This window comes from Guyparkeria halopsychrophila (assembly GCF_044582135.1).
Taxonomy (GTDB): Bacteria; Pseudomonadota; Gammaproteobacteria; order Halothiobacillales; family Halothiobacillaceae; genus Guyparkeria.
Genome location: NZ_JBDODP010000014.1, coordinates 1 through 21,627, shown reverse-complemented (window position 1 = coordinate 21,627; position 21,627 = coordinate 1). Strand labels below are relative to the sequence as shown.

At 65.6% G+C, this 21,627-nt stretch carries 19 protein-coding genes; 6 read left to right on the top strand and 13 right to left on the bottom strand.

Annotated elements, in window-relative coordinates:
- Positions 1–3: 3 nt before the first annotated feature.
- From hfq to trpS, 7 genes are all read right to left on the bottom strand, one after another.
- Positions 4–261, bottom strand: a complete 258-nt coding sequence (gene hfq, locus ABGV18_RS07475) for an RNA chaperone Hfq (protein WP_396585499.1) — start codon at positions 259–261, stop codon at positions 4–6.
- A gap of 251 nt (positions 262–512) precedes the next feature.
- Entirely contained in the window at positions 513–1,460 is a 948-nt protein-coding gene (gene miaA / locus ABGV18_RS07470) for a tRNA (adenosine(37)-N6)-dimethylallyltransferase MiaA (protein WP_396585498.1), read from the bottom strand.
- A 2-nt stretch (positions 1,461–1,462) separates the two neighbouring features.
- Positions 1,463–3,268, bottom strand: a complete 1,806-nt coding sequence (gene mutL, locus ABGV18_RS07465; protein ID WP_396585497.1) for a DNA mismatch repair endonuclease MutL — start codon at positions 3,266–3,268, stop codon at positions 1,463–1,465.
- Between the two features lie 342 nt (positions 3,269–3,610).
- Positions 3,611–4,867: an N-acetylmuramoyl-L-alanine amidase gene (locus ABGV18_RS07460; RefSeq protein WP_396585496.1), complete on the bottom strand. Its 1,257-nt coding sequence runs from the start codon at positions 4,865–4,867 to the stop codon at positions 3,611–3,613.
- A gap of 229 nt (positions 4,868–5,096) precedes the next feature.
- Positions 5,097–5,588: a tRNA (adenosine(37)-N6)-threonylcarbamoyltransferase complex ATPase subunit type 1 TsaE gene (gene tsaE, locus ABGV18_RS07455; protein WP_396585495.1), complete on the bottom strand. Its 492-nt coding sequence runs from the start codon at positions 5,586–5,588 to the stop codon at positions 5,097–5,099.
- Positions 5,578–7,185 (bottom strand): NAD(P)H-hydrate dehydratase, encoded by a 1,608-nt coding sequence (locus ABGV18_RS07450; protein WP_396585494.1) that lies wholly within the window; start codon positions 7,183–7,185, stop codon positions 5,578–5,580. Before ABGV18_RS07450 ends, tsaE begins: the two co-directional genes overlap by 11 nt.
- Positions 7,186–7,202: 17 nt before the next feature.
- The gene (gene trpS / locus ABGV18_RS07445) at positions 7,203–8,225 is read right to left on the bottom strand and encodes a tryptophan--tRNA ligase (RefSeq protein WP_396585493.1); all 1,023 of its coding nucleotides are present in this window, start codon (positions 8,223–8,225) and stop codon (positions 7,203–7,205) included.
- 245 nt (positions 8,226–8,470) lie between these two features.
- On the opposite strand from trpS, the gene ABGV18_RS07440 reads away from it, so the two are divergent.
- The 4 genes from ABGV18_RS07440 (at position 8,471) to mutM (ending at position 11,972) form a co-directional block, all read left to right on the top strand.
- Positions 8,471–10,279: an SLC13 family permease gene (locus ABGV18_RS07440; protein WP_396585492.1), complete on the top strand. Its 1,809-nt coding sequence runs from the start codon at positions 8,471–8,473 to the stop codon at positions 10,277–10,279.
- Between the two features lie 340 nt (positions 10,280–10,619).
- Complete coding sequence (gene rpmB, locus ABGV18_RS07435; RefSeq protein ID WP_396581291.1) at positions 10,620–10,856, top strand: 50S ribosomal protein L28; 237 nt, start codon at positions 10,620–10,622, stop codon at positions 10,854–10,856.
- A gap of 38 nt (positions 10,857–10,894) precedes the next feature.
- Entirely contained in the window at positions 10,895–11,050 is a 156-nt protein-coding gene (gene rpmG / locus ABGV18_RS07430) for a 50S ribosomal protein L33 (RefSeq protein WP_322521071.1), read from the top strand.
- Between the two features lie 88 nt (positions 11,051–11,138).
- Complete coding sequence (gene mutM, locus ABGV18_RS07425; RefSeq protein WP_396585491.1) at positions 11,139–11,972, top strand: bifunctional DNA-formamidopyrimidine glycosylase/DNA-(apurinic or apyrimidinic site) lyase; 834 nt, start codon at positions 11,139–11,141, stop codon at positions 11,970–11,972.
- Between the two features lie 117 nt (positions 11,973–12,089).
- Here the strand turns inward: mutM and ABGV18_RS07420 are convergent, their stop codons facing one another.
- A complete protein-coding gene (locus ABGV18_RS07420) occupies positions 12,090–13,415 on the bottom strand; it encodes a redoxin domain-containing protein (protein WP_396585490.1) in 1,326 nt (441 codons plus the stop codon).
- A 114-nt stretch (positions 13,416–13,529) separates the two neighbouring features.
- Between ABGV18_RS07420 and ABGV18_RS07415 the strand changes: the two genes are divergently transcribed.
- The gene (locus ABGV18_RS07415) at positions 13,530–14,447 is read left to right on the top strand and encodes a phosphoribosylaminoimidazolesuccinocarboxamide synthase (RefSeq protein WP_396585489.1); all 918 of its coding nucleotides are present in this window, start codon (positions 13,530–13,532) and stop codon (positions 14,445–14,447) included.
- Complete coding sequence (bioD, locus tag ABGV18_RS07410) at positions 14,444–15,151, top strand: dethiobiotin synthase (RefSeq protein WP_396585488.1); 708 nt, start codon at positions 14,444–14,446, stop codon at positions 15,149–15,151. The genes ABGV18_RS07415 and bioD overlap by 4 nt, the downstream gene beginning before the upstream one ends.
- An 89-nt stretch (positions 15,152–15,240) precedes the next feature.
- Here bioD and ABGV18_RS07405 read toward each other — a convergent pair whose 3' ends face one another.
- From ABGV18_RS07405 to ABGV18_RS07385, 5 genes are all read right to left on the bottom strand, one after another.
- A complete protein-coding gene (locus tag ABGV18_RS07405) occupies positions 15,241–16,104 on the bottom strand; it encodes a universal stress protein (RefSeq protein ID WP_396585487.1) in 864 nt (287 codons plus the stop codon).
- A 16-nt stretch (positions 16,105–16,120) separates the two neighbouring features.
- Entirely contained in the window at positions 16,121–17,611 is a 1,491-nt protein-coding gene (locus tag ABGV18_RS07400) for a SulP family inorganic anion transporter (protein ID WP_396585486.1), read from the bottom strand.
- A 304-nt stretch (positions 17,612–17,915) separates the two neighbouring features.
- Positions 17,916–19,769 (bottom strand): tetratricopeptide repeat protein, encoded by a 1,854-nt coding sequence (locus ABGV18_RS07395; protein WP_396585485.1) that lies wholly within the window; start codon positions 19,767–19,769, stop codon positions 17,916–17,918.
- Positions 19,766–21,160, bottom strand: a complete 1,395-nt coding sequence (locus ABGV18_RS07390) for a glycosyltransferase (protein WP_396585484.1) — start codon at positions 21,158–21,160, stop codon at positions 19,766–19,768. Before ABGV18_RS07390 ends, ABGV18_RS07395 begins: the two co-directional genes overlap by 4 nt.
- 9 nt (positions 21,161–21,169) lie before the next feature.
- Positions 21,170–21,627 (bottom strand): NAD-dependent epimerase/dehydratase family protein (locus ABGV18_RS07385; RefSeq protein WP_396585483.1); only part of this gene is annotated, 458 nt, incomplete at its 5' end.

Here is a 21,627-nt window from a genome sequence, read left to right as displayed (position 1 = left end):
GGGTTATTCGTCGCCCCCGCCGTCACGTGCCTCGCCCTTGGGCTCGGGGTCGATGTTCACCGGCCGCGTCGGCACGATCGTGCTGATCGCGTGCTTGTAGACCAGCTGGCTGACGTTGTTCTTCAACAGCACCACGAAGTTGTCGAACGAGTCGATCTGCCCCTGCAGCTTGATGCCGTTGCGCAAATAGATGGAAACCGGGATGTGCTCGCGACGCAGGGTGTTGAGAAACGGTTCTTGTAGTGACTGGCTTTTGGCCATGGTGATTCCTCTTATTGGTTATCCGGCCGGTCTCGGGCCGGTCGGCCGTTCTCGGCGGCCTATGGGCCCAGGTGAGACGACCACCGCGACGAGCGGGCAATGGCCGAAACGATGGGGACGCCTGTCAACAATTCAATCTGTGGGGAGTGTAAGGCAATGAACCGCCAGCAGCAGCGCCACTCATCGCCCCCGGTCGACGCCCCGACTCCGCATGGCCCCACACGGCTCCGCGTGCCAAACGCACGACTTAGTCAAGATGCCGAGACGTCGACAAAGTTCATTATGCGCGATTCGACCCGATCGGCGGTCTGGGCATCCATCGCCTCCCAGTTCGGGGCCGAACGCAGCCAGGTGCGTTGGCGCTTGGCCAGTTGGCGTGTGGCCGTAATGGCACGCTCGCGCATGGTGTCGAAATCCCATTCACCGGCCAGGTGCGCCCAGGCCTGCCGGTAACCGACCGCGCGCATCGACGGCAGCCCGGGGTGCAGGTCGCCCCGGACGTAGAGCGCCTCGACCTCGTCGAGAAAGCCCGCCTCGAGCATCGCGTCGAATCGTTCAGCAACTGCCGTTCGGGTGTGCGCGGCGCTGCGCGGCCAGAGTGCGACCGCCAGCAACCGTTCGCCGGCCAACGGGGAGACCGGCGGATGCTCGCGTTGCCAATCGCTCAGGCTCTTGCCGGTCGCACGAAAGACCTCCAGCGCCCGCCCGATACGCTGCGGGTCGGTGGCGTGAACGCGCGCGGCGGCCGCCGGGTCGACTGCGGCCAACTGCCGATGCATGGCCGGCCAGCCAACCTCGCCCGCCTCGGCCTGGACCGCCTCGCGGATGGCCACATCGGTCGGCGGCAGACGCGAGATCCCCTGCAAGAGGGCCTGAAAATACATCATCGTCCCGCCGACCAGCAGCGGCACCCGCCCATTGGCGCGTGCCGCGTCGATCGCCGCCAGGGCATCGCGGCAGAACCGCTCGACGCTGTAGGTCTCGCTCGGATCACGGATATCGACCAGGGCGTGCGGATAACGCGCCAGCAGATCGGGGGGCGGCTTGGCGGTGCCGATATCCATGCCGCGGTAGATCATCACCGAGTCCACCGAGATGATCGACACCGGCAGTCGGTCGGCGAGCCGCATGGCAAGCGCGGTCTTGCCCGAGGCGGTCGGCCCGGCGATGGCCACGATGGGCCGTTCGGTCGAGGCCATCGTCACTGCCCCCGCATGAACCAGCGATCGAGTTCCTCGATCGTCAGTCGACGCCAGGTCGGCCGACCGTGATTGCACTGGTCACTACGCTCGGTGCGCTCCATGTCGCGCAACAAGGCATTCATTTCGGCCACCGTCAGGCGACGGTTGGCCCGCACCGAACCGTGGCAGGCCATGGTGGAAAGGATCTCGTCGATACGATCATCCACCACCGCGCGGGGGGCGTCGTCACCGGCCAGTGGCAGGCGGCGCATCTCGGCCAGCATCTCGCGCACCAGCGTCTCGATGTCCCCCTCGCGCAGCATCACCGGCACCTCACGCACCCGCACCCGTTCGGGGCCGATTCGATCCAACACCACCCCGGCCGCGGCAAAGGCCTCCTGCCAGGTCTCGAAGGCCTCCGCCTCGACGGGCGACACCCCGAGATCCACCGGCAACAGCAGCGGTGCGGCCGAAAGCGCCTGCTGGCGATAGCTCTGCTTGAGGCGTTCGTAGGTGACCCGCTCGGCGGCGGCATGCGCGTCCACGATCACCAGCCCGTCGCGATTGCGCGCCAGGATGTAGATCTCGCCCAGGTGGGCGATGGCATACCCCAGCGGGGGGATTTCGGCATCCTCGGGCAGTGGCTCGGCAACTCGGTCGCCGTCGCTCTCCCCGGCCCGACCCTGTTCGAGCAGCGAGAAGTAACCCTGCGCCGAGCGCCCACCTCCCGTCGCTGGCACGCCCATGGGAGGACGCGCCACTTCGCCACCGAATGACATACCGGGTGCCGCCATCCCGCTCTCCTCGAGCTCGGCGAGGCCTGATGACGAGGCGCCGCCCGGGGCCGCCAGGGCTCGATGCACCGACTGGAACAGGAAATCGTGCACCCCGCGGGCGTCGCGAAAGCGCACCTCGGCCTTGGTGGGGTGGACATTGACGTCGACCGTCGCCGGATCGAGGCGCAACGAGAGCACGTAGGCGGGGTGCCGGGCGTGATGCAGCACATCGCTGTAGGCGCGGCGAATCGCGTGGGCGACCAGCCGATCGCGCACCACCCGGCCGTTGACGAAGAACAACTGCTGATCGGTCGAGGCGCGGGCGTACTGCGGACTGGCCACCAGCCCCTGCAGGGCAAAGCCGGAGGCCGACGCATCGATCTCGCGCGCCTGCTCCAGGAAACCCTGACCGAGCACGGCGGCGATGCGCTGGTCGACCGTCTCGAGGGTCACGGCGGGCAGGTCGAGCACATGTCGGTCGTTGTGGGTCAGGCGGAAGGCGACGTCAGGATTGGCCAATGCCAGCTTGCGCATCAGCTGGTCGACGTGGCCGAATTCGGTGCGCTCGGTGCGCAGAAACTTGCGCCGCGCGGGGACATTGAAGAACAGGTCACGCACGTCGACCAGGGTGCCGGGCTTTGCCGGCGTGGGTCGTGGCTCGTCGAACACCCCCGGGGCAAGCTCCCAGCCGTGATCGGTATCGGCGGTCCGAGAGACCAGCCGCAGGCGGGAGATCGACTGGATGCTGGCCAGGGCTTCACCGCGAAAGCCGAAGCTCGCCACCGCCTCGAGGTCATCCAGATCGCGGATCTTGCTGGTCGCGTGCGGCGCAATCGCCAGGGAAAGCTGTTCAGGCGGCATGCCGTGGCCGTTGTCGCGCACGGACAAGTGCTTGACCCCGCCGGCGACCACCTGCACCTCGATCCGATCGGCACCGGCGTCGAGCGCGTTCTCGACCAGCTCCTTGATCACGCTGGCCGGGCGCTCCACCACCTCGCCCGCGGCGATCTGGTTGACGAGGGACTGCGGCAGGGCACGGATTTCGGCCATGGGACTCCGTTAGGAAACTCTGCACGAATTCGATGGCACTCTGGCTTGGCGAGCCGTTCGCGATCAAGGCGCGTCGTCGCCGGCATGCCGGTGGTCACGTCAAGACGGCGCAACGCCGAGCACGGGCGGCTCCGTCAAGCCCCGTAGGGCGCGCCTTGAGCCGGGCATCTGCGGCGTTGTCGTCCTTGGAAAGAGCATGACTCTTCCACGGCGGACGAGCGCCTTGCACCTGCCCGGCTCAAGACGCGCAGAGCGGCATCGAATTCGTGCAGAGGTTCCTTGCGCAAAACCGTGATTGTCGCCCGCCGGCCTGTCGGGAAACAAGCACGGCGGCGACCGGACTCAGAGCATGGCGTAGCGGGTGCCCTGCGGGGCGTGCGCCGTGTAGTAACTCGTCACACCCGCAAGGATCGACTGGGCAATCTGACGCTGATAGCTCGAAGAGCGCAGCCGTTGCTCTTCTTGCGGATTACTGATGAAGGCGCTCTCCACCAGGATCGAGGGGATGTCCGGCGACTTGAGCACCGCAAAACCCGCCTGTTGCACATCGTGCTTGTGCAACTTGGCGATACCGCCGATGCGGTCAAGCACGCGGTCGCCGAAGTCGAGGCTCGATTCCAGCGTCTTGGTCTGGGCCAGATCGAGCAGCACCGAGGCGACGTCCTCGTCGTGACCGGAGAGCGAGGCGCCACCGACGAAATCGGCGCTGTTTTCCTTGGCCGCCAGCCAGCGGGCGGCCTCGGAGCTGGCGCCGTTCTGGCTCAAACAGTAGACCGACGCGCCCTTCGCCGAGGCAAGCCGGAAGGCATCGGCGTGTACCGAGATGAACAGATCCGCCTCGTAGCGTCGCGCGATCTCGGTGCGTTGGCGCAACGGTATGAACCGGTCGTCCTCACGGGTCATGACCGGCCGCAAACCGGGTGTCGCCGCAATCAGGTCGCGCAGCTGCAGGCCGATATTGAGCACGATGTCTTTCTCGCGTGTGCCACGACGACCGATGGCGCCCGGGTCCTTGCCCCCGTGGCCGGGGTCGATCGCCACCACGAGGTCGCGGAACGCGCCCGAACCGGATCGGAGCGCGGATTCCTGTTGCGGGACGTCGGGACGTTCCGCAATCACGGTATCCGCACCACCTCCGTGGGGCAGGTCGATCACCAGCCGATAGGAGCCACCGCCGGTGGGCGGCAGGATGATGATCTGCGGGCGCGCCCGCTTCTTGAGGTCGAACACCAGGCGCAGGTCATGGCCGTTGCGCACGCCGACACGCAACCCCTTGACCACCGGCGAATTCGGTGTCGACGGCAGGGAGACATCCTTCAACCGCGTCGAACGGATGTCGATGACCGCGCGCGCCGGGTTGTCCAGCAACAGGGTGTCGAAATCGACCGGATCGGAGATGGCGAAGACATAGCGGGTAAAGCCGTCGTGGCGCCCCGCCTCGACACGGGAGACATTGACGGCCCGACCGGCCAGCGCCGGCCCGGCCAGGGGAAGACCGAAGGCCGCCACCCCAGTGCCGAACGCCGTGCGCAGAAAGCGGCGGCGCTCGGCATCGAGCAAGGCAAGCGCATCACGGGAAAATCGGGATGAGTTGTTCATGCACACCACCTCTGGCCACACAGCCCCAAGAACGTGTCATACAACACGGTTACCATCAGTGTGGGACAAAAATGATTTTTTTCAACAAATGCAAGAAGATAGCGCGCACTCCTTAACCCGATACGAGAAGCGCGCGCACCAAATGTGGCAGCCGTGCCCAGCGATAAGCACAAGATGATGTGGTTTAGGTGGGCGTTGAAAAAACACCACACCCGGTCGGAAAAAACGCTCAGATGACGGCAAGACGCGCCAACCAGGCCTCTCCCAACGGGCTGGACGCCCGACAGACGAGATCGCGGCGCTCCGGCCAATCGACGCACCCGGCGAGCGCGATCTCGAGGTCGGCGGTCAACTCGCCGTGGGCCTGACTCAACCACTCCACCAGAAACAACGCGTGATCCGCCTCGTCGCGCACGCCGAGGTAGTCGAGCTCCTCCGGATCGGCCAGTCGGTAGAGGTCAAGATGCAACACACGCTCCGGCCCGCCCGGCGGGGCCATCACGTCGTAGGGTTCGACCAACGTGTAGGTCGGGCTGCGGACGGTGCCGGTCACGCCCAGCGAGCGCAGAAACGCCCGCGCCAAGGTGGACTTGCCCGCCCCCAACTCACCGCGCAGCGACAATAGACCGGCCGAAGGCGCCACGGAGGCCAGCTCGGCCGCCAACGACTCGACCGCGGCCTGATCGAGCGCGCCGTAATGACGTTCGGTCTCAGCCCCCATGATCACCCTGCCCTCGTGAGGAATCATCTTGGCAAGAACATGCCCGGCGCCAGCCCGTGGCGACCGGCTCGACCTGGCCGTTGAGCCGCGCGCGAATCGCCCCGAAAAGGTCACTGGCCGCCATCCCCCACTCGCCGCATACCTCGGCCTCGATCTCGCCGGCCTCGGCATGCAGGCAGACCCCGAGCTCCATCGCCGCAAACCGCGGCAAGCCCATGCCCCGCAGGGCGCCCAGCAGCCCAGCCAAGACATCGCCCGTGCCGGCCGTGGCCAATGCGGGACTGCCCCGCTGGCAGACCGCCAGGCGATCGGCATCGGCCAGCACACTGCCACTGCCCTTGAGCACCACCCCGCAAGCGAAACGCTCGGCCAGTGACCGCGCCGCGCCGAGCCGATCGGCGTTGATGGTGGCGGCATCGCACTCAAGCAACGTGGCCGCCTCCCCCGGGTGAGGCGTGATCACCGCGTCCCGCTCCAGCAGCGAGTTCGGTCCCAGCAGGCGCAAGGCATCGGCATCCAGCACCAGCGGCAACGGGCAGTCGCGCAGCGCACGCCAGGCGGTCATCGCCCAGGCATCACGCCCCAGCCCCGGGCCGATCACCACGGCGGTCGCCTCGGCGGCCAGGCGCAGCAGATCGTGGGCCGACTCGACCCCGTGCACGATCAGCTCGGGGCGACCGATATTGAGCGTGGCGGCATGATCGGGATGGGTGGCGACGATCACCTTGCCCGCGCCGGCACGCAAGGCGGCCTCGGCCGCCAGCCGCGCCGCACCGGGCATGCCGCGATTGCCGGCGACAACCAGCACCGTGCCGAAACGCCCCTTGTGGCCATCACGGGCGCGTGGGGCGAACCGCAGCCCGCCGTGCAGCAGTTCGATGGATGCCTTCTCTGCATCCGGCGGGCAATCCAGGTCAGCCAGCACTCGTTCGCCACAGGCGGCCACGGCCGGCCCGGTCGTCAAGCCACGCTTGATGCCCAGAAACGTCACCGTGCAGTCGGCGGCCAGCGTGAGTGGATCGACCGCGCCGGTATCCGCATCCACGCCAGAAGGCAGATCCACCGCCAGCACCCCGGGGCGCTCGGCACGCAGGCAGAGCGCCGCATCCGCGCGACGCAGAAAGTCCGCCGCCGCCCCCTCGATCGCCCGAGACAGGCCAATGCCGAACAGGGCATCGACCACCACGTCGGCCGCTCGCAACGCCTCGTCGATGACTGCCGGCTCGGTCTGCACCTCGATGGCCGGCACGTCCGTCGACAGATCGGCCCAGGCATGCGCGGCACTGCCGTGGAATGTCGGCCGATTCCAGCCGAGCAGATCGACCGCCAAGCCGGCCTGCTGCGCCAGCCGGGCGATCACCAGCCCGTCACCACCGTTCTGTCCCGGCCCGATCAGCACGGCCACGCGCCGGGCGGCCGGCCAGCGATCACGTAACTCGGCGAACGCCGCCCCACCAGCCCGCGCCATCAGCCCGTAGGCATCCACCCCACCGGCGAACAGCGCCTGCTCGTGGGCCTGAATGCTCTCCACCGACCAGGCCCGTGCGAGGGCCGGATCGAGAACGGGGCGAATGAGCTGCGGGGCGGCGGGCGACATGGTTCAGTCCGGGGTATTCAACCGAGAATGTCGGGGCGCGGCAGAAAGCCGAGTGCATCGAAGGCGCGCTGCAGTGTCGGTCGAGCCCGCTCGGCGGCGCGCTCGGCGCCCTTCGCCAGAACCGCATCCAGCCCGGCCTCGTCGGCACGGATCTCGCGGTAGCGGGCCGTGATCGGCTCGAGGTGGGCGATCACCGCCTCGCCGGTCTCGACCTTGAGCTTGCCGTAGCCCTCGCCGGCCAACCGGCCCTCGATCGACTCGATCGACTCGTCACCGAAGATCGACAGCAGCGTCAACAGGTTGGACACGCCCGGCTTGTTCTCCGGATCGAAGCGGATTTCCATGTCCGAATCGGTCACCGCCTTCTTGAACTTCTTGAGGATCTTCTTCGGCTCGTCGAGCAGGGCGACGTAGCTGGCCTCGCTGGGATCGGACTTCGACATCTTGGCGGTCGGGTCCTGCAGCGACATGACGCGGGCACCGGCCTTGGGAATGAACGGCTCGGGCACCGTGAAAACGTCGCCGTAGAGCTTGTTGAAGCGCATGGCGAGATCACGGGTGAGCTCCAGGTGCTGCTTCTGGTCGGCGCCCACCGGCACGTGGGTGGCCTGGTAGAGCAGGATGTCGGCGGCCATCAGCACGGGGTAGTCGAACAGCCCGGCATTGATGTTGGCCTGGTGGCGCTGCGACTTGTCCTTGAACTGCGTCATGCGCTCGAGCTCGCCCATGTAGGTGTAGCAATTGAGCACCCAGCCCAGCTCGGCGTGCGCCGGGACGTGCGACTGGACAAACAGGGTGCTCTTGTCCGGATCGAGGCCGCAGGCCAGGTACAAGGCAAGGAAGTCGTAGCAGCGCGAGCGGAACTCGGCCGGGTCCTGGCGCACGGTGATCGCATGCAGATCGACCAGCATGAACAACGCATCGTGCGTGTCCTGCATGGTCACCCAGTTGCGGATCGCGCCGACGTAGTGACTGATGAGCAGCTGGCCGGAGGGCTGGATGCCGGAGAGCACCACCGGCGGCTTGTCGTTCTTGGACATAGAATGTGACTTCTTGAAGCGGGTGAATACGGCATGTTCCCGGCCGGGCGGATGGATTTCCCCGCGCGGACGGTCAAAGGCGGCTCATCATAGCAAAGCCCCTGCGCCGGTCGTCAGGGCCGCTTGCTGCTATAGAGTGGAGGCAGGCTCGCGACCAGACGACCGGGAGACGCCCATGACGCGAACCGGAAAACCGCACTTCGCCACAAACATCACTCGGTGAGACGCCATAGCAAGGACGACGCATGATCGGTGACCAGACGCTGCTGTTCGCCATTCTCGGCCTGACACTGGCCGGTTTCGCGTGGGGGCGACTGCGTTACGACGTGGTGGCCCTGCTCGCGCTGCTGGCCACCGGGCTGACCGGACTCGTGCCGCCCGAGGCGATGTTCAGCGGGCTCTCTCACCCCGCGGTCATCACCGTGGCGGCCGTGCTCATTCTGAGCCGGGCGCTGCTGAACGCCGGGGTTATCGACCTGCTGGCACGACGCCTGACACGGGTCGGCGACCGCCCAGCAGTACAGGTGATCACGCTGACCGGCGTGGTCGCATTGAGTTCGGGGTTCATCAACAACGTGGGCGCGCTGGCGCTGTTCATGCCGGTGGCCGTCTGGATGGCCCGACATACCGGGCGCTCGCCATCGTTCCTGCTGATGCCGCTGGCCTTCGGCTCGTTGCTCGGCGGCACCCTGACCCTGATCGGCACCCCGCCCAACATCATCATCGCCGCCTACCGGGCCGACACCGGTGCCGGGGCCTTCGGCATGTTCGACTTCCTGCCGGTCGGGCTGGCCATCACGCTCGTCGGTGTCGCTTTCATTGCGTTGATCGGTTGGCGCCTGACCCCGCAGCGCGACCAGGCGGCCGATGACGGCGAACTGTTCGAGATCGAGAACTACCTCACCGAACTGTGGGTGCCCGAATCGAGCCGCTACGCGGGCCGCAGCGTGCACGAACTGATCGAATCGGTCGCCGACGAGGCCGACGTGATGGTCACCGCCCTGCTTCGCGAAGGCGAACGACGACGGATGCCCTCGACCTACGAAGTTCTGCAACCGGGCGACATCCTGCTGGTCGAGGCCGATTCCGACGGGCTCAAGGCCCTGCTCGAAATCACCGGACTGGAGCTTGCCGGCAGTGAATCCAACAAGTCTTCGGAGGAGTCGTCGGAGGAACCCGGGGAGTCGAGCGGCGAACTGACCCTGAGCGAGGCGATCGTCGCACCCAATTCGCGACTGGTCGGGGCTTCCGCCGTCGCACTCGATCTGCGCGAACGTTACGGCGTGAACATCCTGGCCGTCGCCCGGCAGGGCAAGCGCCTCAAGCAGCGACTCAGTCACATCCGTTTTCTCCCTGGCGACATCCTGTTGCTGCAGGGACGCGAGGAAAGCCTGCCCGACGCGATGAGCCGACTCGGCTGTCTGCCGCTCGCCTCGCGCGGCTTTCACATTGCCCGTCCCCGCCGGGTGGCACTGGGCGCCGGCATCTTCGCGACCGGCCTGGTGCTGGTGGCCTTCGATCTCCTGCCGGTCGCCACCGCGCTGGTCGGTGCCGCCGTGGCGATGGTGATCGCCGGCCTGCTGCCCTCCGATGACGCCTATCGGGCCATCGACATGCCGGTGATCGTGCTGCTCGCCGCCATGCTGCCGGTCGGCCAGGCCCTGGAAACCACCGGCGGCTCGGCCCTGATCGCCGAGGCCCTGCTCGGCATGGCCGACTACCTGCCCTCCTTCATGATGCTCGCCCTGCTGATGGTCGCGGTCATGCTGCTCTCGAACATCGTCAACAACGCCGCCGCCGCGGTGCTTGCCGCCCCGATCGGCATCCAGATCGCGCAGGGGATGAACGCCTCGCCCGATCCGTTCCTGATGGCGGTGGCCATCGGTGCCTCCTGCGCCTTCCTCACGCCGATCGGCCACCAGTCCAATACCCTGGTCATGGCGCCCGGTGGCTACCAGTTCGGTGATTACTGGCGGATGGGGTTACCGCTGTCCTTGCTGGTCGTGATCGTGGCCGTGCCCATGATCCTGTGGGTGTGGCCCATGACCGGTTGATGTGGCCAAATGACACGGCATGTCTGCGCACACCGGCGACGAAACCACCCAAACCGAGGGCGAGTCGGGTAGAATCGATCACTCGCCACCAAGCCCCGTAGGGCGCAGCTCGAGCCGGGCAACCGTGGCCTTGCCGTCCTTGGAAAGGTAAGCAGCCTTGCGCGACGGACGGTTGCCTTGCATCACCCCGTCTCGAGGCGCACAGAACGGTATTGCATTCGTGCAGGCCTTCCCTTATCCTACGCGGCCTTTGAATTGACCCGCCCGCGTGCCGGCCGCCGGAATGGCTCCGATCCCCTCGGCACGCGCGCAAACAAGACGAGTCGCTCAGGAGACAATCATGGCCCGAGTTTGCCAAGTAACCGGGAAGCGCCCGGCGGTCGGTAACAACGTATCGCACGCGAACAACAAGACCCGGCGTCGCTTCCTGCCGAACCTGCACAAGAAGCGGTTCTGGGTAGAGAGCGAGCAGCGCTTCATCAGCCTGCGTGTTTCCAGCCACGGCCTGCGCACGATCGACAAGATCGGCATCGAGACGGTCATCGCCGAGATGCGTGCGCGCGGCGAGAAGGTCTGAAACACCGCTTACCACCATATATCGACAGGTAACACGACATGCGCGACAAGATCCGACTGGTATCCAGTGCCGGCACCGGCCACTTCTATACCACCGACAAGAACAAGCGGAACATGCCGGAAAAGATGCAAATCAAGAAGTACGATCCGGTAGTACGCAAGCACGTCATGTACAAGGAAGCCAAGATCAAGTAAGGCGCTCGGCCGTCGCCAGACGGCCAGCCCCCTCTTGATCGGCCCTTGATGGACCCCGCGAGGACGCCTCGCGGGGTTTCTTCGTGTCATGCCCGAACTACCTGAAGTCGAGACCACCCGCCGCGGCATCGAGCCGTTCCTCGCCGGCCACCGCATCGAGGGTGTCGCCGTGCGTGACGCCCGCCTGCGCTGGCCGGTGCGCGCGGACCTGGCCACCTTCCTCACGGGTCGCCCAGTCGAGGCGGTCGAGCGACGCGCCAAGTACCTGCTGCTGTGCCTCGATGGCGGCGACCGGGTACTGATCCACTTGGGCATGTCGGGCAGCCTGCGACTGGACGACCCGAGCAACCCGCCGCGCAAACACGATCACGTCGAATGGCGTCTCGACAACGGCCGGGTCTTGCGCCTGCATGACCCGAGGCGATTCGGCGCCGTGCTGACCGACCGGGTCGATGCGCCGCATGAGCGCCTGGAAAGACTCGGCCCCGAGCCGCTTGGCCCCTCATTCGATGGCGACCACCTTGCCAGCCGGCTTGCCGGCCGGCGCGTGGCCATCAAACAGGCGATCATGAACGCCGACATCGTGGTGGGCGTAGGCAACATCTACGCCTCCGAGGCGCTGTTTCTCGCCGGCATTCATCCCATGACCCCGGCAGGCCGGCTCGACCACGACGAGTGCCATGCCCTCGCCGCCGCGATCCGACAGGTGCTCACCGCGGCGATCGAACAGGGCGGCACGACGCTACGCGACTTTCTCGCCCCCTCGGGCAATCCCGGCTACTTCCGCCAGACGCTCACCGTCTACGAACGCACGGGCCAGCCCTGTCGTCGCTGTGGCACGCCGATCGAGCGCGTCGTCCTGGGCCAGCGCTCGACCTGGTTCTGTCCGGGGTGTCAGGCGGCCGAAACACGCAGGAGATGAGCGTTCAGGATCAGAGGGCGCGCATCCGCCCTTTGATGTCTCGCTTTCTTGCGACCTTTCGCGGCTAAAGCCGCTCCTACGCGCCCTTCCTCAAGCTGTCGGCTAGCGGCGTCCCGCTCAATCGCTTTCGATTTCCAGCATTTCCCGAACGATCGCATCGACCTCCTCGGTATCCCAGATAATGCCGGCGTTGACCGAGTAGTGGATGCGTCCGTCGGCCGCGACCAGGAAGGACGAGGGGAAGGCGAAGGCATCGTAGCGAGCGGCCACCTCGCCGTCCGGATCGACTGGCACCGGGAAGGAGACATCGAAGTCCTGCATGAACTCGCGCAGGTGTTCGGGCGACTGCTTAAAGGCGATGGCGTAGATCTTCAGTTGATCGGGGTAACGACGGGCGAGTCGCTCCATCGAGGGGATCTCCTCGACGCAGGCGGGACACCAGGTCGCCCAGAAGTTCACGATCTGCACGCCGCCGAAATCGGGATCGAGGCTCTGGGGATTGCCCTCGAGATCCGTTAGCTCAAAGTCCGGCGCCTCCTGCGGCTCGACCCGCAGCAGCCCGGTCTGGCGATCCACGGGCGTGGTCCGAGCGGGGTCGATTGGCCGCACCTTGCTGGGATGATTGGCGCCGGCCAGCAATGGGATCGAACGCAGGATGTCGTTGGGCAGCGCCCGGACGGCACGGGCCTCGGCCGGGTCGTCCATGACCTCGGTGAGTTGATCGAGCGAATCAAGCTGCGGCTCGTCGAGGTGCATGTGGTAGTAGTCGCGCACCCCGGGGATCACCTGGACGAACAGGTCGCTGCCCGCCTGAAGGAAACGTTCGCGCAGGTCGAGCAGGCGATGTCGATACACCCCACGCTCCGGCTGGAACAGCATCACCGGCAGGTTGGTGGCATCGATGATCGAGAACAGTTCCGGCTCTTCGCCCGCCACCGGCGCGCCTCGATACAGGCTCGGGAAGATCAGCACGGCGCCTGCCAGCGCGTCGGGATCATTCGTGCGTTGCTGCCACCAGCGCATCCCGCGCAGGGTCGGCACGGCCATCCGGTCGGCGGCCACCACCACGGTGGGCCGGTCTTCCTCGACGGCCCGTTGAATCAGGGAACCGACCGGCTTGCCGTCGACGTTGCGGACGTTGACGTCCGACCGCGGCAGGAACAACGAATCCATTACATCGACCATCCAGACGGTCGCGCCGCGACGTGCCAACGCATGGGCGACACTATCCGGCCCGGCCCTGTCGCCGTACTGGTTGACGACCCAGAGCACCAGCGGGCTGTCGGCCGACGCGCCCTCCGGCGGCTCGATCACTCGCACGTCAAGCTGCTCGCCGCTCTCGCCCAGGGGAATCGCCAAGTCGGCCCGAGCCCCGCCGGCCAACGCCATCATCAAGACAGCAACGAGCCCGCCTTGCCACCACATGCGAACACCGCAACTCATACCTGTCCTCCGGGTGATTGCGCATCGCATCGCGCGGCGCGCTCTCGTACAATAGCCGAATGCCCGGAAACCCACCGGGCGGCAAATCCTTAGCATGCTAGCAGTTGAGCGCCCATGACACACTCGGCCCCCGCCGTCTTTGACACGCACATCGACGCCCTGGAACTGATCCATCGCGGCAAGGTGCGCGATCTATACCGCATCGACGACGAACGCATGCTGATCGTGACCACCGACCGGGTTTCGGCCTTCGACGTGATCCTACCCACGCCGATCCCCGACAAGGGCCGGGTGCTCACCGAGATCTCGCGCTTCTGGTTCGAGAAAAGCCAGGACCTGGTGCCCAATCACCTTTGCGAGGCACAAGACCTGAGCGCCATCGTGCCGGACGAAGCACAGCGCGCCCAACTCGAGGGCCGCAGCGTGATCGTGCGCAATCTCGAGGCCCTGCCGATCGAGGCAGTGGTGCGCGGCTACCTGATCGGATCGGGCTACAAGGACTACCAGGCGAGCGGCGCGGTCTGCGGCATCACGCTGCCCGGCGGGCTGCAGCTGGCCGACAAGCTCCCCGAACCAATCTACACCCCGGCGACCAAGGCCGATGTCGGCGATCACGACGAGAACATCGATTTCGCCGAAACCGAACGCCTGATTGGTCCGGAGATGGCCGCCCAGGTACGCGACACCGCCATGCGGCTGTATCGCCTGGCGGCTGACTACGCCGCCAAACGCGGCATTATCATTGCCGACACCAAGTTCGAGTTCGGCCTCGACGAGTACGGCACGCTGCACCTGATCGACGAGGCGCTGACACCGGATTCCTCGCGCTTCTGGCCGGCGGACGAATACCGCCCGGGCATCAGTCCGCCGTCGTTCGACAAGCAGTTCATCCGTGACTGGCTGGAAACCCTCGACTGGGACAAGACCGCCCCCGGGCCGGCCGTTCCCGACGAGATCATTGCCCAGACCCGCGAGCGCTACCTGACCGCCTACCGCCGACTGACCGGCGAGGACCTGCCCGGTATTGCATGAGCGCGCCGACACACAATCCGCGCGGCTGGATCGTCTTGGCGACCGACACTGGCGTTGGCAAGACGGTAGTCTCCTGCGCACTCGCGCGGCTGCTGCGCGAACACGGCCTGTCGCCCCGGGTGAGAAAGCCGGTGGAAACCGGCTGCGAGCTCCGTGAGGACGAACGCCAGCCGGCCGACGGCATTGCCCTGCGCGAGGCGGCCGGCTGGCGCGAATCTCTGGAGACGGTCTGCCCCATCCGCTATCTCGCCCCGGTCGCCGCCCCAGAAGCGGCCCGCCGCGAGGGCCAGACACTGCGATTCAAACGCGATCTTGCCCCGATTCTCGACCGGGCACTGGCCCAACTGACCACCGAACGCGTGATCATCGAAAGCGCCGGCGGCCTGCTCTCGCCGCTGGCCGACGATGCGCTGAACGTCCGCCTGGCCGAATACACCGGGCTGCCGGCCATCCTGGTCGCCCCCGACCGGCTGGGAACCCTGTCGAGCACGTTGGCAGCCGCCGAATCCCTCGAACGCCGGGGCATTCCGCTGGCGGCCATCATCCTCAATCGCCGACCGCAAGACCCCAGCGACAACGACTCGCCGGACAACCAAGGCGCACTCGCCGAATGGTTGCCCCGGTTGGTGGCGCAACCACCCCCGGTGCTGCGTTTCGACAATGACCAGCAGTGCCTCGCCCCGCTGCTCGACCGAGACACGTAAGCACGTCGAAGCTGCTTAAACACGAAAGGCCGTGCCCGGAGGCACGGCCTTTCTTTCATACAACGCCAAAGTGCGACGTTTAGCGCGGCTCAGCGCACCACCAGCAGCGGCACGTTGGCCTTCATGATCATCTTGGTGGTGGTGCTGCCCAGTACCAGGTAACGGATCGGGCTGTGGCCGTACGCGCCCATCGCCAGCAGATCGATGTGCTTTTCCTCGAGGTACATCGACACCGCCTCGTCGACCTTGCCTTGGCGGATGGCGACCTGCGTATCGAAGCCGGCCTTCTGCAGCTTGGTGTTGGCCGCCTGAATCTTGTCCCAGTTGGCCTGCTTCTCCTCGCCCACCATCAGAATGTGCACCGGCAGACCCTGCAACAGCGGCGTGTTCGCCGCCATCTCCACGAGCTTGTAGGCCGTCGGGCTGCCGTCGTAGGCGATCAGGAAGCTCTCGGGCCGCTTGAACTCAAGCGGCGTGACCAGGGTCGGCTTGTGGATCATTGACAGGATGCCGGCCAGGTGGCTGCCGACGTGCATGGCAACCGCGTCACCATCCTGGCCCTGCTTGCCGAGCACCAGCATCTGCATCGCATCCTGGAGCTCGAGGATCACCTCGGTGATGTCGCCGTTGCGCAACAGTTCAGCGGGGGCATCAAACCCGCGGTCACGTGCCCGCGAGAGCACGTCGGCCAGCAGGACCCGGCCCCGTTCGCGTTCAAGCTTGCCGCGCTTTTCCTCCAGCTCGACCATCTCCTCGAGCAGCTTCTCGCGCCCGCCGAGGGTCATGTTGCCGGACAGATCCGTCTTCGCCGGGGCATGCGGGTTGCTGATCGCATGCAGGAAGGTTAGCGGCGCGGCCAGTGCCTGCGCCGCCCAGACGGCATAGTCGGAGACGGCCTCGGAGGAGCGCGAGCCGTCGATGCAGGCGAGCACCTGGTCCTTGTTGTCGGTCATGTTCTCGGCTCCCATGTCAGTGCCCCATCAGCTTCTCGGCGGCGTCCGGATCGTTGTGCACGCCATGCTTGTCGACGATCGTGGCGGTGGCCTGGTTCATGCCGATGACCTCCACTTCGATACCTTCCCGGCGGAAGTCGACCACCACCTTGTCGAGCGCGTGCACCGCGGTGATATCCCAAAAGTGCGCCTTGCACAGGTCGATCGACACCTTATCCACGTCGTCCTTGAAATCAAACGACTCGAGGAATTTCTCGGTCGAGGCGAAGAACACCTGCCCGCTTACCTCGTAGGTGCGATGCCGCGGATCGTTCTCGTCCTCGGACAGCCACGAGGACACATGCATGAACTGCCCCACCTTGTTGGCGAAGAACATCGCCGCCAGCAGCACGCCGGTGAGCACGCCATAGGCGAGGTTGTGGGTCGCCACGGTGACGATCACCGTCATCAGCATCACCACGTTGGTGCTCGTCGGATGCTTCTTGAGATCCCGGATCGATCCCCAACTGAACGTGCCGATCGAAACCATGATCATCACCGCCACCAGCGCGGCCATCGGGATCAGGGTGAGCACCGGCGCCAGAAAGACCACCAGGATCAGCAGGAACAGACCGGCGACGAAAGTGGACAGGCGCCCGCGCCCGCCGGACTTGATGTTGATCACCGACTGGCCAACCATCGCGCAGCCGGCCATGCCGCCCATCGAGCCGGAGACGATATTGGCAATCCCCTGCCCCTTGCACTCGCGTGCCTTGCTGGTCTTGCTGTCGGTCAGCGAGTCGAGCAGGTTCTGCGTCATCAGGGATTCGAGCAGACCGACCACCGCGATCGCCGCCGAGTACGGCAGGATGATCATCAGCGTCTCGAGGTTCAGCGGGATATCCGGGAACAGGAACACCGGCAGGGTATCGGGCATTTCGCCCATGTCACCCACGGTGCGCACGTCGATGTTCATGAGCCAGGCGATCAGGGTGAGCACCACGATGGTGACCAGCGGCGAGGGGATCGCCGTGGTCAGCTTGGGCAGCCCGTAGATGATCGCCAGGCCCGCGGCCGTCATCGCGTAGACGTGCCAGGTGACGTTGGTCAGCTCGGGCAACTGGGCCATGAAGATCAGGATCGCCAGCGCGTTGACGAAGCCGGTCATCACCGAGTTGGAAATAAACCGCATCAACCGATCCAGGCGAATGTAGCCCGCCGCGATCTGCAGCACCCCGGCGAGTATCGAGGCGGCCAGCAGATATTCCAGCCCGTGATCCTTGACCAGGGTGATCATCAGCAGCGCCGTGGCCGCGGTGGCCGCCGAGATCATGCCCGGCCGACCACCGGTGAAGGCGATTACCACGGCGATGGCGAACGACGCGTACAGGCCCACCTTGGGGTCGACGCCGGCAATGATCGAGAAGGCAATCGCCTCCGGGATCAGCGCCAGGGCGACGACCAGCCCGGAGAGCAGGTCCCCGCGGATATTGGAAAACCATTCCTGCTTGATGCGGTACCAGTTCATCGTGACTCTCTGTCCAGCGGATTCGGTTAGACAGGATCGCCGACTCGCCAGGTTCGCCAGGTTCGCCTTTCGCGATCACGACACGATGCCCCTGTCGCGCCAACGACGGGAAACGCCGCCCGCCCGACAGACCGGGCAGCAGGCGACCATTCCGTGGCGCGATCGAGTACGTAAGGACGAGTCGGACGAACGGCGGGGACGCCTTCGCTGGCATGCTGGAAGGCGGCGCAGTCCTGCAGACAAGGGCGCGACTCTATCAGATCAGGGGCTTGTCTTCACCCGGAGTCCCCGGGTACTGGCGGCATCAGAAGCGACGCACCAGTTCCCAGTTGATCGCATAGGCGTCATAGCGACCGGTGGTCTGGGAGCGGTCGCTGTAGGACACGCCCAGCCGGCTGTACCAATCCCGGTAGATGCCGTTGATCAACTCGACAGACACATCCGTGCCGAACTCGTACTTGGACAGGCTGTCATCGGTGTGCCAGCCCGGGCTGAGCGAGACGTTCAGCCCGTCGTCGTCGGAGAACTTCCAGTAGCCCACCGCGGTGAGCGCAAAGCGGCGGTAGTTCGACGGGTCGTAGTAACCGTTGTCGAGGTTCTTGTCGTAATCCTGCCAGTGCGCTGAGACGCCCAGATCCAAATTGAAGCGCTCGGTGCGCAGCATCGCCCGGTAGGGGTTGACGAACAGTTCGTTGCGACGGTTGCCGTCGCTCAGGCGACCATGGGCCACCTCGGCATTGACGGAATGCCGTAGCGTCGGCTGCCAGTGGACCCGCGCACGATGATCTCGCACCGTGATGCCGAGCGAGGCCGACTGCGGCGAAATATCCCAGACGCGGCGGGTCGCAGACAGGTCTACCCAGAGATTGTCTCGCGGTCTCAGGTCGGCGTAGAGACCATAAAGGCCGAGATCCCCTCCCCCGCCATCGATGCGCGCCGCGCCGATTTCGCCGCCGACCTCAACCAGCGGGCCGAAGCGATGACGAGCACCCACCCAGCCGTGCTCGATGTCGATACTGGTGTCGCCCTCGACACCGACGTATGGGCTGCTCGCCTCGGTGCGCAGGTCGCGACGCTCAAGCCGGCCGTAAAGATAGGTCTCGGGCGTCAACGACCACCGCCCCTTGACCGCGAAGCGACGCTGGCTGATGTTGTCAGCGTCATCCCGCCAGCCGGCCTCGATGCCGACATTCGAGCGCAGGAAGGCATGCGTGCTGCGTATGGCGTCACGCGTGTCCTTGGAATCCGGGCGCAGGCGCTTGAGCGGCTCGAGCGCCGCGATCGCCTCGCTGTGGCATTTCTCGCCGCGCAGGATCAGCATGCGAGTGTAGAGGTATTCGTAGTTGTCGGGCTCCTCTGCGATCAGCTCGTCGTTGAGCACCCGCGCCTGTGTCGGACGGTGTGCCCAGGCAAGCAGCCGCGCGCTGCGAGCGGCCCATTCGACATCCTCGCCCTGCACCTCTCGATAGTGGGCTAGCGCCTCGGCGGCTTCGGCATAGTCGCCGCGCCAGGTCTGAATGGTGGCGTAACCCAGCAACGCCTCGGCATCATCCGGATGCGAGGCGAGATAGTCACGGTACAGCGCGACCGATTCGTTAAGCTCGCCCATTCCGCCGAGGGCACGCGCGTAGGACTTGAGGTCTGACGACTCGCCCGTGATGGCGTGGACCCGACCGGAAATGTCCGCCACCGCGGCCGTATCACCGGCCCAGTTGGCCTGCTGGGCACAAATCCGCAAGGTCGAGACATTCTCGGGTGTCACGTCGGCCGCGGCGAGGCAATGCTCGAGCGCGCGCCGCGGTCGGTCGGCCTGCGCCCACGCCGCACTGGTCGCCAGCCGCAGATCGGGGTCATCCGGCTCGACGGCCACGGCACCTTCCAGGGCTTGGGCTGCGGCCTCCGGTTGGCCGTCGCGTGCCAGCACGTCGGACAGGCGGCGCCATAGTTCAATGCGTTCGGGGTCGGCGTCCAGGGCACGCCGGTAAATCTCGGCCGCCGCCGTCCAGTCCTCGCGCATCTCGGCACCGATCGCGGCATCGGGCACCGACTGGGCCCACGTCGCCTGCGGACCGAGGATGATAGCCGCGCCTAGGGCGGCGGCCGCCAGACGCCCCACCAGCCTTCCCGAAAAACGGGGGTGGCGGGGAAGACGTGTCATTTGCGCCATTTTCTATTCCCCGTAATCCAAAGATCGGTGGCGAAGCGCCCGATCGTGACCAGTTCGTACAAGAGGCTCGCGTAGCGTACCGGGGTCATCAGGATGCCCTGTATGAATGCCTTGACACGCCGCCCCTTCGAGATGGCGGTAAGAATACCCACCGCGATGATCATCTCCGCAATCAGGGTGACGATCAGCGGCTCCCATAGTTGCAGCAAGAGCATGATCAACAAGGCCGTCGGGAAGCCGACCTTCTCGAACGCGGCCAAAAAGGGAATCCAGCCGGCTGGACGTCCCTGACGTTCAGTATGAGTCACCCCGAATGGCTGACGATAGGCCTCGCGGATCTGGCGACGCGCGACCAATTCCTTCATCGCCGGATCGTGCTTTTCCCGGTAGCGACCGCGCAGGCGCCGCAGCGACTTGAACGGGCTGCCGAGCAGGCCGTCAAAGTAGTAGCAGCTCTGCAGGAACGATGACGACCACAGGTAGATCTGTCGCGGCAAATTGCGCATCTCCGGCTCCAACGTATGGGCGCTGACGTCTTGTAGCTGGATGTTGCGATAGCCTTCGTTCATGAGGGCAAAACCGATGAAAATGTCCTCGGAATTGGTTAGGTCATCACCCAGCACCGGCTCGTACTTGTCAAAAAGATCCTTGATGTACTTGCGTCGATAGGCCACGGCACAACCCACCGGATTGGTGATGCTGCCGAAGATTTCCATCTGACCCACGTAGACGAACCGCTGCAAGAAGGTATATAGCTGCTGGCGATAGAGGACGGTGAGATTGCGGTTCAGTCGGTGCCACCAGCCCCCTTGAGGCTGATGCAGATCAAAATCCTTATGCGCCTCTAGAAAGGCACGGATCGCCGGGCCATCGATGCGACGCCGCCGGTCCTTCTCCCGAGTAGGCATAATCACCCCGCAGGCGCTGGCGATCCCCACACCCTTGTAGAGCTCCTCAACGGCGCGAGCGATGTAGTTGTCGGAATCCAGATAGGTATCGCCGTCGAGGATGAATTCGACATCGGCGTTGTACTCGCGCGATTGGCGCTTGATCGTAGGGGTCTTGCCAAGCGGATGGGCACGCTTGATCACCGTCAACGGCATGTTGTGATGATCGGCGAAGAGCCGTGCGTACTCGATGGTCCGGTCCGAGCTGCCATCGTCGACCAGGATGATATTCCGCGGCGGCATCGTTTGCCGCCGCACTGATTCCAGTGAGAGCACCACGTTGGCCTGCTCGTTGAGCGTCGGAATGACCACATCGACAACCGCATCGCGCCAGTCCTCGGCGGGATTGGGGTCAGTCTTGTCCGGCCCGCGAAGCAGGCCGATGATACTCAAGATGGCACTCGGACTCAGAACGAAGTAGGGAGTGGTTGCCATGCGCTCTCCTCAGGAGCCTTCAGCTTGCCGGACCCGGGCGATCAGATCGTCCAGGGTGGTATCCAGTGTCCATTGTGGTCGGTGGTCAATCAGCCCATGCAGCCGCGTCACGTCCGGGCAGCGATGCGGAATGTCCACGTATTCCTGCCCGTAGGCCACCTCGTACGAGAGGCGCTCGATGCCCGAGCTCGAGCCGGCGCGCTCGATCACACGATCCGCCAAGGCATTCATGGACAGCTCACGATCGCTGCCGACATTGACGATCAACCCCTTGGTATTCGCCTGCCCGGCCAACTGGTCAAGCATCACGACGGTGTCACGCACATCGGTGAATGAGCGGCTCTGCTCCCCGTCGCCGAAGACCGTCAGGGGCTCGCCGGATACAGCCTGCGCGACAAACCGCGGCACCACCATGCCGTAGCGGCCCGTCTGTCGAGGCCCGACGGTATTGAAAAGCCGGACCACCG